The organism is Paenibacillus sp. PK1-4R, assembly GCF_030369595.1.
Lineage (GTDB): Bacteria > Bacillota > Bacilli > Paenibacillales > Paenibacillaceae > Paenibacillus.
In genome coordinates this window covers 459728-477881 of the sequence record NZ_CP126535.1, presented here as the reverse complement: position 1 = coordinate 477881, position 18154 = coordinate 459728, and the positions used below count along the sequence as shown (strand labels likewise).

Here is an 18154-nt window from a genome sequence, read left to right as displayed (position 1 = left end):
TACGGGACGCCCTTTTTATATTATCCACCTCAAATGGACATCATCTACTGGTTTGCTTGTAACACTGAGCAAAAATGCATACTTGTTTTAACCAACCTAAGCCTGATCCTGACGAGCAAGCGCGACTAGCGCATGTAGCGCTGCATTAATCTCGCGCTCCACCGCTTGTCCAACCGCATCCGTATGCGGATCATACTCGGCAGCCAGATCACTGTCCGCGAATCCATCGATCGCGACAATCGCTCCGGCGCGAGCGCCACGCAAGGTGCTGACGATGTAGAGCGCCGCGATTTCCATCTCAGCCGCAAGTGCTCCAGCCTGCTTGTACTTGCGGTGTGGAATCTCTTCCACGCCTGCAAAGAACGCATCCAGCGTTACGGTGATACCAACGCCCACTTTGCCTGCAAATGTTGCAGCATCCGCGCTTTCTTTCTCACGAGCAGCTTCGATCAACGCTTGTGTCACCCCAATGTCCGCTACCGCTGGGAAACCATCCGGCACCAGTTGGCGAGTCAATCCGTCCGTACGAACAGCGGCTGTACTCACAATCACACTGCCTGCTGGATAGTCCGCTGTATACGATCCCGCTGTACCAACACGAATCAGAGTTGTTACACCCGCGCGAATCAATTCCTCGAAGCAGACAGCTGCTCCAGGTGAACCTACACCATGGCTGACCACAGCGATCTGTACCCCTTCATACAATCCAACAAATGTACGATACTCCCGACTGAACGCCAGTTCTCTCGCCTGCTCCAGCTTGCGTGAAATCTTCTCCGCACGTGCCGGATCACCACAGACGATGGCGTATGCCGGCATGTCTTCCGAATGAATCTGCAAAATAGGCATCAACATATCAATCAAACTCCTTCTTCGTCCACTCGTCTTCCGGAATCGGCAGATCTTCACCCGAGAAGCGTTGTTCCTTGAACGGATCGGCAAAATGGTGGAAACCATTCACTTCCCAGAAGCCGTTCCGATCTTCTGTCATAAACTCCAGACCACGTATCCACTTGGCACTCTTCCAGAAGTAGAGTTGTGGCACGACCATACGCAGCGGAAAACCATGTTTGGGCGTTAGTGGCTCGCCGTTATATTTGAATGCAAGCAGTACGTCATCATGCATCAATTCTTCAAGCGGTACATTCGTTTCATAATCATGATCGGCATGGATCATGACGTATTTTGCCTCCGGCTTAACCCCCAGAAACTTCACAAAATCGGAGAAGCGAATTCCTTCCCACGGCGTATCGAATTTCGACCAGCGTGTGACACAGTGAATATCACTCACCGTGTTCACCTGAGGCATCGCCTGTAACTCAGCTAGGGAGAACACCTTCTCCTCTTCCACTTCGCCGAATACCTTCAGGTCCCATGTGGACAGGTCATATTCCGGCACTTCCCCTTCATGCAGAATCGGGAATTTCTCCGTCAGCATCTGTCCTGGCGGCAGCCGATCTCCGTGATCGTTACCTGTTTTGGGTGCCGGAGTTTTACTTTTTTTCAAACGTTCAGCCTTGTTATGCAAGTGGAATTCCTCCTTCTTTTGCTGCCTCTACATCGGCATTTAGGAATTAACGCGAGCTTCCGCCCGCTTTCAGTGCATCCTGTGCATAGGTACGGTCTTTGAAAAAGAACATTGCGACCAGCGTCACAATATACGGCAACATCAACGTGAAATGGGTTGGCAAGGAGAAGCCTTGCAGACGAATACTCAATGCTTCCATGAAGCCAAACAGCACACTGGAGCCCATGACGCCCAGCGGGTTCGCTTGTCCCAGCATCGTTGCCACCAGCGCGATAAAACCACGACCCGCGGTCATGCCTTCGGTAAACATCGTCACCTGACCAAGCGACAACTGTGCTCCAGCCAGGGCACACAACACGCCGCACATCAGAACGGCACCATACTGGATGCCGCGTACCTTGATCCCAATGCTCTGTGCTGCAATCGGGTTCTCACCGACGGAACGCAGGCGGAAGCCGGATACACTTTTGAACAGATAGAATTGCAATGCAATCACGAGCACAATGCCGAGGTAAACCAGGGGACTATGTCCCGATATTACATCGCCCAACCACGGGATGTCCTTGATCAGCGGAATATCCCACTTGGGAAGTCCCACCATGTCTTTGTCGTAGTATGCACCTTTTACATCAAAGATCGCACGCAGTGCAAAGGTCGTTACCCCCGCAGCCAGGAAGTTGAGCGAGATCCCGACCACGATGGCGTTGGCCTTGAGATTAATACTTATAAAGGCAAAGAGCGCCGAGAACAACATCACAATAATAATGGAAAAGAGTACAGCAAGCAGCACATTGCCAAACAGATAATTGCCGACAATGGCGGAGAATGCACCGATCAGAACCAGTCCTTCAAGACCCACGTTAAACAGACCGACACGAGAACATAAAGCCCCACCGAGCGCTGCAAGCAGGATTGGAGTCATAATCCGCAAGGTTGAGCCAAACATGGCTGCATCAAACAGTTGTTGCATTGGACTTTTTCTCCTTTCTCCGCTTCAGGAATGAATAACCGATCTGAGCTGATACAAATAACGTCAATACAGCCTGGATGACACTGCCAACTTCCAGCGGCACATCCGTATTCCGTTCCATCCCCATGGCACCTGTCTGTAACGCAGCCAGCAAAATAGCTGCCACAGCTGTACCGAGTGGATGCGAGCGGGCAAGTAGCGTTGCCATAATGCCGCTCCATGCGTAACTCGCCGATGACAATGAGCCATCAAGGAAACGGTACTGTGTACCGAGCACTTCCCCCGCACCCGCGAGTCCAGCAAGTCCACCACTAATGACCATGGACAACATCATCATGCGAATGCGGCGAACACCACCGTAGGTTGCAAAGGATGGGTTGCTGCCGAGCATGCGGATCTCGTAACCAGTCACCGTTTTATGTGTGAACCAGTAGATCAGAATAGCCGCTACAATGGCAATGATGAAGCCGGCATGCAGCCCCATGCCCTGGAACAACTTCGGCAACCAGATACTCTGGTCAATCATGGGTGTCTGAGCCATTGCTGCAGATCCTGTGCGGTCCTTAAATGGATAGGAGACCATGTATCCACCAAAATAAATGGCAATATAGTTAAGTAGTAAGGTTGTAATCAACAGATTCATGCCAAACCGAGCATCCAGCCAACCTGCAAACAGGGACCAGATTCCTCCGGCAACAATACCAGCCACAATCGCAGCAATACACACGAACCAGCCTGGCCCTGGCAGATAGAGCGCCGTGAGCGCGGCACTGAGCCCGCCAAGAATCATCTGGCCTTCGGCTCCCATATTGAAAAATCCGGCACGGAATGCCAATGCTACGCCAAGCCCCGCCAAGATGATTGGTGTGGAACGAGCCAACGTATTGGTGAAGAAGTAGAAGTTGCCGAAGGCTCCTTTCCACATCTCCGCATACGTATCTACCACATTACCGCCAACGATCAGAATCGCTACAGCCCCTGCAATCAGACCGATGAATACGGCAAGCAGCGGCTGTACGAGTCCGCGAAGTGTTTCTTTTACCCGATTCATATCCGCTCTTTCCCTCCTGCCATTAACAAGCTGATCTGTTCCTCAGTCGCTTCTTCTGCTCTCAGTTCTCCGGCAATTTCGCCTTCATACATGACAATAATCCGATCAGATAATTGCAAAATCTCCGACAACTCCGATGAAATGAGCAGAATGCCAGCGCCCTCACTGCGTTTGCGCAGCAATTCGGCATGAATCGTCTCCATAGCACCGATATCCACACCACGTGTTGGTTCGGCTGCAATTAGAAACGGTGTATCCTGTGCAAATTCACGGGCAGCAATCAGCTTCTGCAAGTTTCCTCCGGACAGGAACTGTGCCTTGGTTTCCGCAGAACCTGTCTTGATGCTGAACTGTTTGATCCAGCTCTCTACCATCGTTCTTGCTGCTTTGGCTTTGATAATGCCGCGTGACTGTAAGCGATGATGGTGTCCCATTAGCCCGTTCTCGCGAACGCTCGCATCCTTGGCCGCTCCCCACATGTAGCGATCTTCCGGAATATGAGCAAGTCCATGCTCCCTTATTCGCCGTACAGGCCAGTTGGTTGTATCCTGCCCGGAGAGCACAACGCGACCACTATCCGCCTTACGTAGTCCGGCAATGACCTGAATCAGTTCCGACTGGCCGTTCCCCGAGATACCCGCTATACCAACGACCTCACCTTTTCGAACCTCCATATGGATCTCCTTGAGCGCCGAACGATCCTTCGCTCCGGACAGATTAACCCCTTCCACTTGAAGCACGGCTTCGGCTGGAACCGATGGCTGCTTGTCCATACGCACAAGTTCACGACCAACCATCAGACGGGACAATTCCTCCACATGTGTATCCTTCGCTTCCAACGTACCTGTCACCTGACCATCCCGAAGCACCGTGATCCGGTCTGCTACATCCATGACTTCTTGCAGCTTGTGCGTGATCAGTACAAAGGTTTTGCCCAGCTTGGCGAGAGATTTCATATTCGCCAGCAGTTCCTTCACTTCAAGCGGTGTCAGTACCGCCGAAGGTTCATCCAATATAATGATGTCTGCGCCCTGATGCAGCACCTTGAGAATTTCAACACGCTGCTGCATGCCAAGCGGGCACTCGGATACTTTTTTCCACGGGTCAACCGGCATGCCATATTGTCTGCCCAACTCATTTACCTGAGCCGCTGCTTTTTTGCGGTCAAATGCGCCTGCCTTAGCCGGTTCACGTCCGATCACGATGTTCTCCGCCACCGTAAAGGAAGGGAACAGCATGAAATGCTGATGCACCATACCGATGCCACTTGCCATCGCCTGAGACGGCGTGGCAAAGCTCACCTCACGTCCACGGACTTTGATTGTGCCCGACGTAGGCTGTTCCATACCATACAACATACGCATCAAGGTTGTTTTACCGGCCCCGTTCTCACCTACAAGGGCATGAATCTCTCCCTCACGCAAATTAAAACGGATGTCACGGTTAGCGGTGAAGCCGCCGTATTTCTTCGTAATGTGCTCCATCTCCAACAGCATATCTCGCGTTCGCTCCCCTCAGTTCAACTTAAAAAGGTTACACTCGCCACTACGATGACAGAACAACCTTCCGATCGCCGTTATCCCCAGATTTTTTTGATTCCCTTTTGACACGGGAAAATCCGGGGATAAATGCGAGGTGTATGCTTCGGAAGCAGCTTTCTTTCAGAAAGCTTTTAGCGTTGCTTCTTCAGGTTATTTCTGTCCTCTTCGTTACCGTGTAAACGATAAGTTGAACATATACTGGTCATTTAATAGCAGCAAAACCGGCTGCCTGATCGGGCAGCCGGCTGATCATTTCCATTACTCATTCATTGAAAAGAACAATTAAAATTATTGTTGCAATGGATCTTTGACTACAATTTTTCCGGATACGATATCATCTTTGATTGCTTTAACCTTGTCGATCACTTCTTGTCCAACAAAAGCATTCAGCGGAGATTCGCTATCACGTGTAACGTACGTCAGGCCTACACCGTCTTCTTTCAAACCATAGTTTACTGCACCTGCTTTGAAGTTGCCTTCTACAAAATCTTTCACAGTCTCATAAGCAACGGTATCCGTTGATTTTAATTGAGACAATACGATATGTTCCGGGTCTTCAACAGTACGGTCCGTATCCTGACCGGAAGTGTAAAAGCCTTTTTCTTTGGCTGCTTCGAACACGCCGAGATCGCCTACAGCGGATGCGCCAGCGATGAAGTCAGCGCCTTTGCCGAATTGTACCAGTGCCAATTCTTTTGCTTTGGCCGGGTCATTAAATCCACCTACATAGTTCACGAGGAATTCTGCATCCGGATTCACGGATTCCAATCCAGCTTTGAAACCTTCCGTGTATTTCTTGATCAATGGTACATCCATTGCTGCAATCATGCCGACTTTGTCTGTTTTGGTGGACAATCCAGCAGCTGCACCGAGCAGGTACGCCCCTTCATATTCACGGAAACCAACGCTACGAACGTTAGGAAGATCAACGGTTGTATCTACAATCGCAAAGGACTTGTCCGGATTCTCTGCTGCGACTTTCTTCAATGCATCTTCTGCCTGGAAAGTGGCTGTAATAATCAGATCATAATTCTCGGCAACCGCAGCACGCAGATTTTGTTCAAATGCTGCCGGGTCTGTCGATTCAATCGTCTTGGTATCTACTTTGAATTCTTCGCCTGCTTTTTTGAAACCTTCATCCATCTGTACAAAGAAAGGGTTAACCCCTATTTTTTCGGGAAGTACAAGGGCCATCCGAAGAGATTTCTCCGAATCACTGCCTTGGGCGGATTGTTCGTCTTTGGAAGCCGAATTCCCACAAGCTGCCAACAAAATAGCCAACATGATGATCGATAAGACGAACGATAAACCTCTTTTCATTTTGAAAATACCCCTTTTCAACATTCTTTTTTCTTATCCTAGCGGATACTGTCGATCCTTGTCAATAAATCTTTGAGCGTATACACTCAAATAGAATATAATTGACAATTCGCTTTCTACCAAGCATTGGAAACCGTTCTGTATCAAGCTTTTTTTCGTTGACATCCAGCGCGTCTCCGTGCTAAAGTCAATCCAATTATTCTATTCTGATAGGAATTGTCAGAATTATAACCCAAAGCTGATCATTTTCCAACCCATTTTAAGGAGGCTATTCATTTGAAAAAAATCACCCAGATCACGTTGGCGGCCCTACTCGCCGCTCCGGTAACACTCGGCAGTCTTAGCTTGCCCGCTTCCGCTTCTGCAGCATCTGCAACTCCGTCTAAACCCACCACCTCACAAAGTGTCAAAGGACCGGTAGCTCAGGCGCCAGTTGCTTACACGGAAAGCGCAGCGGATTTTGCTCAATTCTTGCAAGCGAAATACAACATTCAATTGCCGCAACAGATTACCAAAGGTGATTTCATTCAAGCCATTGCAGCCATCACGGAAGCAACTCAAGCAAGTGACAGTGCAGCCAAAGCTCCTGTCTTTACCGATCTGGCCTCTGGTGATTCTTCCTATGATGCTGCCGTATCCTTATACAATAATGGGGTTCTTACGGGTACAGAAGTACGTGCCAAGGATCAACTGAGCACTTATGCGGCGGTCTTCATCGCGGTGAAAGCAGCCGGATTCAAGGAACTGGCTTATACATATCCTGCAGAGAAAACAGCCAAAGCGCTTGCCAAAGTTGGCATTAACCCGAACCGTGTTCAGGGACAAGCCGCACAGGAACTGGCTGCGGCGATTGATACAGGCCTCATTCCCGAAAGCCTGTACCCCGCTCTCCTTAAGGGTGGCGTAGCAAGTAAAGATTTCGCTAATACTTTGCTTGGACGCGTACTGGTCAGTCAAGGGAAATACAAACATGAGATTGGGCGTTCCGGCGATGCGGACATCTATTCCAAATTGTATGCTGCATATCGCACAGCGGATCTGATCGAATCACCTGAGCTGAGAAAAATTGTGGATCAGGCCCTGCGAGATGATCTCGTAACAGGTTACAATCTGAAGGATAGCCGCTTTGATTCCAACTTTATCGATGAACTGACACTTACCTACGGCCACGATAATATTCAACATGCTGTACAGTTGGTTGGTTTGCTGCGTAGCGAAGGTATTGATGCTGATGTGCAATTCCAGCCGAAGACATCTGCCTTCATTTATTTGAAGGAATGGGGCGAGCCAAAGGAAACGCCTGATTATAAAGTGACACAGATCGAGAACGGCAACTATATCGCTTCTGCGAAGGAATATGATATTCAGTTTGAGTTCAACAATGTGGCAGACAAAGTTCGCTTCAACGACATTGTGCTGAAATATGCCAAGAAGAACAGTGACAGTACATCGCCATTGATTCTCAATTCCTGGTGGCAACCACTTTATTACTCACCAACTGCATTAGCCAACTACCCGGTCATTTCCAATAATAAGATCGCGCTTGGCAATTACTATGCTCAGTCCTTCTCTCTGAAAGAGAATGCCAAAGCCATTCGGGAAGGTTTCCTGAAGCTGGCACCCGATGCAGACATTACGACGTATGACTTCTGGGTGGACCAGCCTTTCTTCAACTATCTGAACGGTGGATCCGAATAAAATAAATTCCGTCTCCAAACGAATTAAAGCTCGTATTTTGGCACCATAAGCAGCCGTCCTTTACCGAATTTTGCAGGGGTTTCGCCCCCTGGATTCGTAAAGGCGGTTTTTTGTTCAGCATTTTTCAAATTTCTTCTACAAAATCATTTTCCCCATGCAGGAATTACCAATATAAGGTCGAATCCTTTATGTACACAAACACGCAATCATATTGCATATCTCCGCACGAACAGGAGTTACTCCATGGTATATGACGGTATTCTACTAGGCTTGATCGTTGGATTTTTTCGGGGCGGGTTGCGGCATGGGCTCAACCAGTTTGCAGCACTCAAGCTGCGAAGCGGCTGGATTTTCCCTGTATTGTTGCTAATCCAGTTCTTTATTTTCTATCTCCAGGAACGATTCGAATGGGTGGCATCCATTAATGGATATCTCTTTGCTGCCGTCTACATCACAGGGCTCGCTTTCCTGTGGCTCAACAGACACCATACCGGTTTCATGCTCATCTGGGTTGGGGTATTTCTCAATTTTGCCGTGATGGCAGTAAACGGTGGGCGCATGCCTGTTTCTGTGGAAGCCTCCGCTGTACTGGGACCCTATTATGTAGACATGCTCCGGGAAGGCGGCGCCGTATCAAAGCATTTTATGATGGATGCATCTACAAATCTGCCTTTTCTCGGTGATATCATCCCACTCTCCAGCCCTTATCCACGGACTCAGGTGATCAGTATCGGTGATGTGGTCATGAACGTTGGCATATTCCTTTTTATCCAATACATGATGGTGAATCGGGACAAAAAGGCTGTGCAACCAGCTAAAACTCATCAGGCTTGAAGAAAACAGGTAGACTCCAAGGAAGGGAGGTCTTCTCCATGAAAAAATTTGAAGGTGTGAAATATTCCCGCATTGTCATCAACGCAATCATCGTGGCTTCTGTCGTTGTAGCGTTAACTTCGGGATACAAGCTTGGCGGCTAGTATCCATACCGCCAAACAAGACAAACAGGCTGCCAGCGGCCTGTTTTTTCTTTCTGGATTTTTGGCAGGCAACTTGGTATGTTATACATCTATATAGTATACACCGATACAAGAACACCAATTATATACACATCAAGAGTAGACTAAACCCAAGCAGGAGATTTTTTATGAACTTTATTCGTAACCTTATCCATAAGGCAGATCGAAGCAGTCTGTATGTTATTTTGCTTAGTTGTACCGGGATCGGTGTTTTTCTGTACATGAACAAGTGGTCTTACCTTCATCTAACCACGGCGGATTGGGTCATGGTCTACACCATGCTGGGTGCGGCGTTAATTCTGGATTATTTCACGTTCCAGATTCCACCCAAAGGCAATCAGCAATCCATGGATTCATCGGTATACCTTGCCTGTATATTCATGTTTGGCGGAGCTTTCAGTTTATCTGTACTGCTTCCTGTCTCCATCATCCTGTTAATCAAAGAGCGCAAGCTCACCTGGTGGAAACACATTGTCAATTTCAGCATCTACAGTCTCATGATTACAGGAGCAGCTGCCGTTTTTGAGTGGACTGGCGGGCAATCGGGAACTCTGGATGGTTATAATCTGATTCCTTATTTTGCAGCACTGGCAGCCTATTTCATCATCAACACGATCACACTTGGCTTATTCTTTCATTTCTCAACGAAGGATGCATTACAGCAGATGAAGCGGGCATTCGTTACCGAATCCCTGCTGGTTTATTTATGTACGCTGATTCTGGCACTTGTCCTGACGATTCTGGTTGTACACAATGGCGTGCTCGGTCTGTTGTTGTATCTGAGTCTCAGTATTCTGCTCTCCCATGCATTCAAGCAGTTGTTTGTCATGTATCAGACCATTGAGGAGAAAGCTAACACGGATCAACGCACAGGTCTGTTCAACCATAGTTATTTTGAAAGTATGTTGGAAAATGAACTGACTACCGCTCGTACGCAGGGAACGCCGCTCTGTCTGGGGCTTATTGATATTGATGATTTCAAAAAGTATAACGATCGGTTTGGCCACCTTCAAGGTGACAGTCTGCTGGCTCTGCTGGGGGATTTTCTGATGCGAAAGACGGAAGGCACACCTGTTACCGCCTTTCGTTATGGAGGGGAAGAGTTTACTTTGCTCATGCCAGGCATGGAGTTGGACGAATCCTACAGGTTCATGAACAAGCTGCGTAAACAACTGAACGACACGCCGTTTGAAGGCGTTGAAGTGTTTCCACACGGTTGTCTCTCCTTCTCTGCTGGCGTCGCGCCCTATCAGGTGGATATGTATAACAAATCCCAGCTGGTGGATCAGGCGGATAAAGCACTGTATTATGCGAAGAAACAGGGCAAGAACAACGTGCACCGCCACGGCAGCAATGATGGCATGGAACATGAGATTGATCTGGTACAGGACGTTCGTGACATCGAGCAGCAGCTTAATCTGTTCAGATACAAGGATATGGATACGTTTAAACATTCCAAAAGGGTCTACAAATATGCACTGGATATCAGTGAATTGCTCGCACTGGACAATGCGGAAAAACGTCGTTTCGTGCTGGGAGCACTGATTCATGACATCGGCAAACTGGAGATTCCTTGGTCCATTCTGAACAAAAAAGACAAACTCACCGCAGAAGAATGGGAAACAATCAAAGGACATGTCACCTGGGGCAAAAAAATGGTGATCACGAACGATCGCTTCGCCGATCTGATTCCGTATATTGAACTTCACCACGAGCGTTATGATGGCAAAGGCTATCCTTACGGCCTGAAGGGTAACGAGATTCCCCGGCTCTGCCGGATGCTGACCGTGATTGACTCCTTTGATGCCATGACGACAGAGCGGCCGTATCAGGAAACCAAGAACGTGGAAGAAGCGATTCGGGAGCTACGCTCATGTTCGGGTTCACAGTTCGATCCGGAGCTAGCCGAGTTGTTCATTCAATATATTGAGAAAAGAACCGCTCAGCAACAGTTGCAGTAAAATAAATGGAGCTTCTTCTATCCCCCCTGAAAAAGTCAAAGCGCTATCCCCGGTCTGATCGGAGATAGCGCCATTTTCATTTTCATGGAATGAATCGTACACCAGACAACTTCATTCTCGTGCAGATTCTACATTAAGATTTGGTATTCAGCTCATGTGAGGTCTGATGCAGCTCTTTAATCATCTGCTGCAAAAACATGTTGTCTTGGCGACTGATACCGTGCTGATTGTCTTGAACAAGCATCTGATGAATGTTCTTTTTGAGCAATTCACTGCGACGTTCCAATACTTCTTGACTCATGTTGTTGCGTCACTCCTTAACATGTTTTGTAATGAATTCACGTTCTATATTAAGTATAGAGGACCTTCTCCGATAGGGAAAACGGACTCAGCCTTCCTCAGCTGGTCACACCAACCCTCACCTAGCGTGACAACATTTCACCCCTTATCGTTCTTAGATATCCTTCTAAATACTCCCTGATCCTCCCCAGCATTCCCCAAAGACACAGACTAGGGTCTTGGACAACCTTGCGTTATAATGGTCCCATCCCTGTATAAATAAAGTACCTAATTAAGCTAATCCTAGATCAAAGGAGTTCTGCATTCATGTCCTATAAACAAATCAAATGGATGATTCTGCTGATCCCCACATTCACGGTTGGCATTTGGGAATACATTCGCCATCAGTTTCTGATGCCATACCTATCGATGGATGCAGGAAACTGGTTAACACCCCTTATCGTTTACCTCGTCAGCGTGACACTGCTCAGCCGATTGTTCCACATGCTCGAAGGTGCCAGGGCTGCTCTGGAGCAGGAACGTGCGGCGAAAGCAGCGCTGGAGGCTCGTGACCAATTGGCACGGGAACTTCACGACGGCATATCTCAGTCTCTTTTCCTGCTGTCAGTGAAGACCGATAAAGCAGGCCGTAGTCTGGCAGGGAGCGGATATGAGCATGAGATCCAGGAGATTCAAAAAACCGTGCATGAAGTCAATACATATGTAAGGCAAGCTATTGCCCAGTTGCGTTTTGTTCCCTCCTCTACGGTGGCACCCGAGATTATTTCACTGCATGCGCAGGTCGAAGTGCTCGTCAAGGAAACGGTACCTGGCGCACAGATTCATTGGGACCTCAGGGGTGTAACGTTCTCTGCCAAGGAACAAGTGGAACTGCTCGCCTGTATCCGGGAGGGACTACTGAATGTACGCAAACATGCGCAGGCTACCCGCGTTCAGGTTCATGCGGAAGGTAACCCAATTGCTTGGTTCATTTATATTCAGGATAATGGGAATGGACTAAGTGGAGATCCTATTCATCTGAAGGATCGGTACGGACTGCGAATTACGAAGGAGCGTGCTGCCGAGATGGGTTGGTCTTTTACCCTCGATTCAAGACCGGGGCATACACGAATGACGATAGGAAAGGAGCATGCTTAATATGGAACATGTACGTGTACTGGTGGTTGATGATCATGCGCATGCGCGTGAAGCGATCTGTAGCATTTTATCCGAGGACAGCCTGTTTGAAGTGATTGGTACAGCTTCGAATGGACAGGAAGCGCTGGAGCTCACCGGGCAATGGATGCCTGACCTAATCCTGATGGACGTGCAGATGCCGGATATGGATGGGCTGGAAGCCACCCGTCAGATCAAGCTGCGATTCCCTTATGTTATTGTTGTTATGGTCACGGTATCGGATGATGTGACCTTTCTGTTCGAAGCATTGAAACAAGGCGCTCAAGGCTATTTGCTCAAAAATCTAACGCCTTCCACCTGGCTTGAATACCTGCGCGCCATCGTCAGTGACGATGCACCGCTCAGTAAGGAACTGGCCTACCGGATTTTGCAGGAGTTTCCCGCACCACGTAGTGAAGATGTGCAAGATAACCCGCTAACAGCGCGGGAACTTGAGATTCTGCAATGGGTATCCGCGGGATATACCAATCGAGAGATCGCCGATCAACTCGGTATTTCAGACCAGACGGTGAAGAATCATCTCAAAAACATTTTGCAGAAGCTCCAGCTTGAAAACCGGGTACAACTCACCCGCTATGCGCTAGAGAGCGGGCTTGCAGGACGTAAACTTCGCAAATAAACATTGTTGCTTCGGATTCACAGACGCCTCAGACATAGGTGAGAAATGACATAGCATTCATGCTTTTGTCACAATTATGTAGACAAAATCGTTTTTTTATAGCCCAATGTAGTCATACGCAGTCATTTTGGACAAAGTTATAATGGGTTAGATTGTGTTTAAAGGACCATGAATGACTACAAATCTATAACCTGAGGGTGATGATTTTTTGATTTTTACACGCTTTACCCTGAATTGGGGCAAACGGCACTGGGCATTGGTCACCTGTCTGTTGCTCGTGTGCTGCCTTGTTATGCCACAGTGGGCATCTGCTCATGCTTATATTGTTAAGGCTTCGCCAGGAGAAAATGAGATCCTCGTAGCTGCTCCGGAACGGCTGACGCTGGAGTTCAACGAATCCTTGCAGACGGCTTTTTATGATATCAAAATTACCGGTCCTGACGGTACTCAAGCAGACGATGGAAAAGTTCAAATTGATGTGGATCGCCCTCATATTCTGGAGACTGGCCTGCGGGCTGGACTCGGGAACGGGACTTATGCCGTTAACTGGAAAGCTGTGTCTGCCGATGGGCACCCAATTCAAGGGGCATATGTTTTTCATATCGGTGAACCTTCCGGATCGCCTGCTGGGCTAAGTGATCTAACATCCGGTTCCGGTTCAACAGGCGGGCCGCTGAAATGGATCGTATCCCTGACAGACTGGATTCAGTATCTCGGGCTGTCTGTTATTCTGGGGACACTGGCATTCTTGCTGCTACGAATTGCACCGACATCCATGACAAGAGAACCTATGGACGTTCCGGGCAGCTACAGATTGTTATGGATCAGCTATGCTGCTGCTTCCTTTGCCGCTCTGGTCAGCCTGCCACTGAATACGTTATATGAATCTGGTGTGGCTCTGAGCGAACTAAGCTGGGCACTTATTGGAAGTGCGCTCAAACTAACGTCTTTTGGCCAGATCTGGATGTTACAGATACTCCTTGTAATGCTGCTGGCCGTCACGATTCTCTCCGGATATGATCGCGATCGATCCATCCGTGCTCGCATCTGGTCTTCTTACGGGTCACTTGTGCTTGTGCTTGGATGGCTGTTCACGCATGCCATGACGGGACATCCGGCTGCGGCGGATCAACGTGCGCTGGCGATTGCCATGGATTTCATACATCTAATTGGTGCTGCTTTCTGGATTGGCGCACTAACCGCCATGGCAATATGTCTGCCTCCACTGGCGGATAAGCTGCCATCGAAGGTGCGGGGAGAGGTCTACTGGGTTGCTATTCGCAGGTTTACCGCCTGGGGGATTGCCGCCGTAGCCGCTCTGGTTGCTACAGGAATATACAGCAGTCTGATTATTCTACCAGCACCTCTGCTGACTTCCTTGTTCACTACAGCTTATGGCCTTGTCCTGATCGGCAAGATCGTCCTGCTGATTGTGATGGTTCTCTTTGCATGGCGTCATGCCAGATTAGCAAGAGCAGCAACGGGGAGCAGATTATCCGGCAGCCTGAAAGCCGAGCTTGCTACTGGTGCTGTGATTCTCGCTCTTGCTGCCGTACTGACACACCTGTCTCCAGGACAACCGGCTGCGGTCGGACCGTATCAAGAGACAAAGACTACGGAAGATGGCTCGGCGATCACACTTCAGGTGAGTCCCAATGTGACGGGAGAGAACCAATTTGAAGTCGATGTGAAACGTGCAGATGGCAGTATCGTTAATGATCTGGAACAGATCACACTGTCACTCACACATCTGGACATGGATATGGGGATCTATGAGATTACCATTCCGAAAAACGACACTGGTGTGTACAAGGCTGAAGATTACATCTCCATGCCTGGACGTTGGAATATCAAGGTACATCTTCTGACCAAAACGTTGGATGCACTGGATGCCGAATTTGAGATCGACACCGCCAAGCCATAGTTACACAACGTTTATATTGAAAAGTGACCCAATCTAAAATTAGTGTTTCTACAAACTGCAAATGTAGTGAAGGGAACGAAATTGATTCTGGAGAAGCGAAGCTAAAAGCTTTCTGATCTACACGAGAACGGAGAGGGCAGAAATAGCGTGAAGAAGCGAAGCGTTCGCCTTTATCCCCGGATTTTACCTTTTAAGAAAAGGGAATCAAAAAATCTGGGGATAACAGCGATCGGAAGGTTATTCTGTCATCGAAGTAGCAAGTGTAACCTGCTTTTAATCACTCGAAAGACCATTCGTAACCGAAACGTGCCTTTGCAGAACGTAGACACTCATTTAAGAAAATGGGCCGCATCATATATGATAAGAACTGAGAGGGGTTATTTATTTTGAAGAAAACATCATGGATTTCCAAACTGACATCCACTATCGCAACAGGTACCGCAGCATTCATGTTATTCGCCGGATTCGCGAGCGCTCACGTTACCGTTAGCCCATCCGTTGCACAGACAAGCGCATGGCAGACGTACACGATTAAGATTCCATCCGAGAAAGAACTGCCTACAACCAAGATCACCATGAAAGTTCCGGAAGGTGTTGCATTCAAGCAATATCAACCACTGGCAGGCTGGAAAATCACTACAGAGAAAAACGATTCCAATGAAGTAACATCGATTACGTGGGAAATTGACGGCGATAATGAAGGCATTCTGGCAGGACAATTCCAGCAGTTCAACTTCGTTGCACAGAACCCTAAGGCGGAAGCTGAAGTAGCTTGGGATGCCTTCCAATACTACAGTGATGGCAGCATCGTAGAATGGACAGGCCAACCAAGTGACGCCAATCCGCACAGTATCACGACGATTAGTGAAGATCCGGCTGCTGCTGGTAATGCTGCGGCAGGTGGAGGTCATGCCAATGAAGGGCATGATAGTGCAGGTACAGAAGCAGGCACTGGTGATAACGCGGCTAACGACGATAGCAAAGCAAACGATGACACCACGCTGGGCGATGCACTCAATGACACCGTTACAGGTGAGCCAAACAACACGGATACAGACCCGGGTACACTGAAACTTCAACAAGCAACATTGATCGTATCCATTCTGGCTCTGATTCTGTCCTTCCTGGGGATCGCGTTGGCTACACGTCGCAAAAAACGTTAAGAACTAACTTACATTTTTACGAAAACCTGAGACAAGTTGAGATTAGAAAAAAGCCTATGGTGTCGGGATCAAACCCGATATGCCATAGGCTTTTTTAGCTATCATCATCTTGATTGGCTATCCATGTTCTTTACAATCGTGGTTTAGGCACTAATCATGCCGCTCCACGGTCACATTAATATCCACGCTGATTACCATCCGCAATATGGCATCAGCCTTACCACTCTTTAGCGTTCCTGATCCGTCTGGATCATGATCTCGATATATTGCAGCAAGCTTTTCTTCTGCATTTCGATGGATTGAATACGTTTGGACAGGCCCGCAAAAAACTCTTCAATCTGCTGCCTTGTATAGTCAGCAGACTGCCCTTTCCAATCGTTCAGGCGACTGTATAGCGCCCTCGCTTCCTGTTCATCGGCTTGCAGACGGGCAAGCAGCTGTGTCAGTTCTTTTTCCGCAATTCGAAGATCATTCAATTCCACCAGCAATTGTCCACCCACTTGCGTTCCCCTCCCCCATGTACGTGATAGCGACATTTAACCAACCTGATTCCTAATTAAAATGAACCGGACTCTCGTCCGCCTGCCGGAAGGCATCTGCTTTCTCATCAATAAAGTTCAGGAACTGGCTGGTATGTTTCATATGCCATGTGCTAAGTTCTTGAATCGACGCGTCCAGTTGGGTGACAATTGGCTCCAGCCTGCGACTACGGCTTGTATGCAGGTATTGAGCCATGCGGCTCCTTACCTGATTCAGCTCAGCATTGCATTGCTGTGCATTTTGTTTCCACCGGGAAGCGACACTTTTCAGTTCTTCGGGCGTTACCTGAATCAAACCGGAAGCGCCTCCCACTGCAGCCATACCGCCGCCAGACTTGGAACGTAACGGACCGAAGTTCTTGCCGAATGGTCCCATATGATCCATAAGGCGCGGTGAATAGCGGATTCTCTCTCCAGTAATCGGATCGTACAGGTCATTGGATATGTAACCATTTTTGAAATCATATTGATCCAGACTGTGATAGTTTTCCCCGCCAAATGAGTTCTTGGCCTTATCGATAATGCCCACTCCATCATTGGCATCCTCATAATTGGAATTAATGTAGAAGGTCGATCCTACATGCCGGTCATATCCTCCCAATGTTCCGCTGGCTACCAGATCACTGGGATTGGCATAGTTCACAACCTGCCCGTCAAACTCACCCGATTCAGCCCGGCGCCGCATTTCTGGAGTCAAATTCCCCATTACCGATGGTGCACTGAACGTCACGGCTGGAATTCCTGTATAAGCAGACGCATATTGTGCATTTCCCCCGCCCAAGGAATGTCCGGTCATCGAGAAATTCAGGTCCTTATGCTTGTTCTGCATGTGATTTGCGTAGTCTTCGGATTGATACATCTGATTGGCCCAGCCTGTAGGGGAAACGGTCTTTTCAATATCTTTTACGCGATCACCCGTCCAGTTCTCCACGTCTCTTACCCTGTCACCAGCCCAATTCTCCACTTTGGATATGCCTGTGAAGTCCTTGACGCCTTGGACCCCTTTGTCGAGCCAATCCGGCGTAAGATTATTAACAAAATTCCCAGCCTCCTGCTGACCCTTACGAATCAACTCTCCGCCCCCAATACGGCCATCCATGACAAAGTCAGGTACAGACCGATCCAAGGACGCACTTCCTTCTGTACCACGATAAGCAATGACCGCTTCCTTGGTCTCGGGATTATAAAAGGTTACGGCATCAAAACCGGAAAGTTTGTTGCTTTCCGTCCCCTCAAGGACCTCCCATCCGGGGAGTTCCGTTAATTTGTCTCCAGCCTTTTGATCCTGGTAGGCTAGATCAGACATCGTTTTATACGTTTCATCATCAATATTGGACCCGTTACTCAA

At 48.4% G+C, this 18154-nt stretch carries 16 protein-coding genes; 7 read left to right on the top strand and 9 right to left on the bottom strand.

The window, feature by feature from the left end; all coding sequences use genetic code 11:
- Nucleotides 1-96 precede the first annotated feature (96 nt).
- The 6 genes from QNO02_RS02265 to QNO02_RS02240 form a co-directional block, all read right to left on the bottom strand.
- Complete coding sequence (locus QNO02_RS02265; RefSeq protein ID WP_249912984.1) at nucleotides 97-855, bottom strand: nucleoside phosphorylase; 759 nt, start codon at nucleotides 853-855, stop codon at nucleotides 97-99.
- Nucleotide 856: 1 nt separating this feature from the next.
- Nucleotides 857-1528, bottom strand: coding sequence for a sulfite oxidase-like oxidoreductase (locus QNO02_RS02260; protein ID WP_289390976.1), 672 nt, complete (start codon nucleotides 1526-1528; stop codon nucleotides 857-859).
- A gap of 46 nt (nucleotides 1529-1574) precedes the next feature.
- On the bottom strand, nucleotides 1575-2498 hold the full coding sequence (locus tag QNO02_RS02255) for an ABC transporter permease (RefSeq protein ID WP_289390975.1): 924 nt from the start codon (nucleotides 2496-2498) through the stop codon (nucleotides 1575-1577).
- Nucleotides 2482-3549, bottom strand: a complete 1068-nt coding sequence (locus QNO02_RS02250; RefSeq protein ID WP_017691012.1) for an ABC transporter permease — start codon at nucleotides 3547-3549, stop codon at nucleotides 2482-2484. The genes QNO02_RS02255 and QNO02_RS02250 overlap by 17 nt, the downstream gene beginning before the upstream one ends.
- Nucleotides 3546-5045 carry an ABC transporter ATP-binding protein gene (locus QNO02_RS02245; protein WP_091038131.1) on the bottom strand — a complete coding sequence of 500 codons (1500 nt, stop codon included), beginning with the start codon at nucleotides 5043-5045 and terminating at the stop codon, nucleotides 3546-3548. The genes QNO02_RS02250 and QNO02_RS02245 overlap by 4 nt, the downstream gene beginning before the upstream one ends.
- A gap of 333 nt (nucleotides 5046-5378) precedes the next feature.
- Complete coding sequence (locus QNO02_RS02240; RefSeq protein ID WP_017691014.1) at nucleotides 5379-6410, bottom strand: BMP family lipoprotein; 1032 nt, start codon at nucleotides 6408-6410, stop codon at nucleotides 5379-5381.
- A gap of 276 nt (nucleotides 6411-6686) precedes the next feature.
- Between QNO02_RS02240 and QNO02_RS02235 the strand changes: the two genes are divergently transcribed.
- The 3 genes from QNO02_RS02235 (at nucleotide 6687) to QNO02_RS02225 (ending at nucleotide 11085) form a co-directional block, all read left to right on the top strand.
- A complete protein-coding gene (locus QNO02_RS02235) occupies nucleotides 6687-8108 on the top strand; it encodes a hypothetical protein (protein ID WP_289390974.1) in 1422 nt (473 codons plus the stop codon).
- 243 nt (nucleotides 8109-8351) lie between these two features.
- Nucleotides 8352-8942 carry a DUF5317 domain-containing protein gene (locus tag QNO02_RS02230; protein ID WP_091038128.1) on the top strand — a complete coding sequence of 197 codons (591 nt, stop codon included), beginning with the start codon at nucleotides 8352-8354 and terminating at the stop codon, nucleotides 8940-8942.
- Between the two features lie 310 nt (nucleotides 8943-9252).
- Entirely contained in the window at nucleotides 9253-11085 is a 1833-nt protein-coding gene (locus QNO02_RS02225) for a bifunctional diguanylate cyclase/phosphohydrolase (RefSeq protein WP_133386953.1), read from the top strand.
- A 133-nt stretch (nucleotides 11086-11218) separates the two neighbouring features.
- Here QNO02_RS02225 and QNO02_RS02220 read toward each other — a convergent pair whose 3' ends face one another.
- Nucleotides 11219-11386, bottom strand: coding sequence for a hypothetical protein (locus QNO02_RS02220; protein ID WP_017691019.1), 168 nt, complete (start codon nucleotides 11384-11386; stop codon nucleotides 11219-11221).
- Between the two features lie 305 nt (nucleotides 11387-11691).
- Between QNO02_RS02220 and QNO02_RS02215 the strand changes: the two genes are divergently transcribed.
- From QNO02_RS02215 to QNO02_RS02200, 4 genes are all read left to right on the top strand, one after another.
- Nucleotides 11692-12522, top strand: coding sequence for a sensor histidine kinase (locus QNO02_RS02215; RefSeq protein WP_289390973.1), 831 nt, complete (start codon nucleotides 11692-11694; stop codon nucleotides 12520-12522).
- A gap of 1 nt (nucleotide 12523) precedes the next feature.
- Entirely contained in the window at nucleotides 12524-13180 is a 657-nt protein-coding gene (locus QNO02_RS02210) for a response regulator (protein ID WP_017691021.1), read from the top strand.
- Between the two features lie 208 nt (nucleotides 13181-13388).
- Entirely contained in the window at nucleotides 13389-15104 is a 1716-nt protein-coding gene (locus QNO02_RS02205) for a copper resistance CopC/CopD family protein (RefSeq protein WP_289390972.1), read from the top strand.
- 386 nt (nucleotides 15105-15490) lie between these two features.
- On the top strand, nucleotides 15491-16267 hold the full coding sequence (locus QNO02_RS02200; RefSeq protein WP_240768287.1) for a YcnI family copper-binding membrane protein: 777 nt from the start codon (nucleotides 15491-15493) through the stop codon (nucleotides 16265-16267).
- A gap of 227 nt (nucleotides 16268-16494) precedes the next feature.
- Here QNO02_RS02200 and QNO02_RS02195 read toward each other — a convergent pair whose 3' ends face one another.
- A complete protein-coding gene (locus QNO02_RS02195; RefSeq protein ID WP_091018402.1) occupies nucleotides 16495-16767 on the bottom strand; it encodes a hypothetical protein in 273 nt (90 codons plus the stop codon).
- Between the two features lie 52 nt (nucleotides 16768-16819).
- The gene (locus QNO02_RS02190) at nucleotides 16820-18154 is read right to left on the bottom strand and encodes a Tle-like phospholipase domain-containing protein (protein WP_240768288.1); all 1335 of its coding nucleotides are present in this window, start codon (nucleotides 18152-18154) and stop codon (nucleotides 16820-16822) included.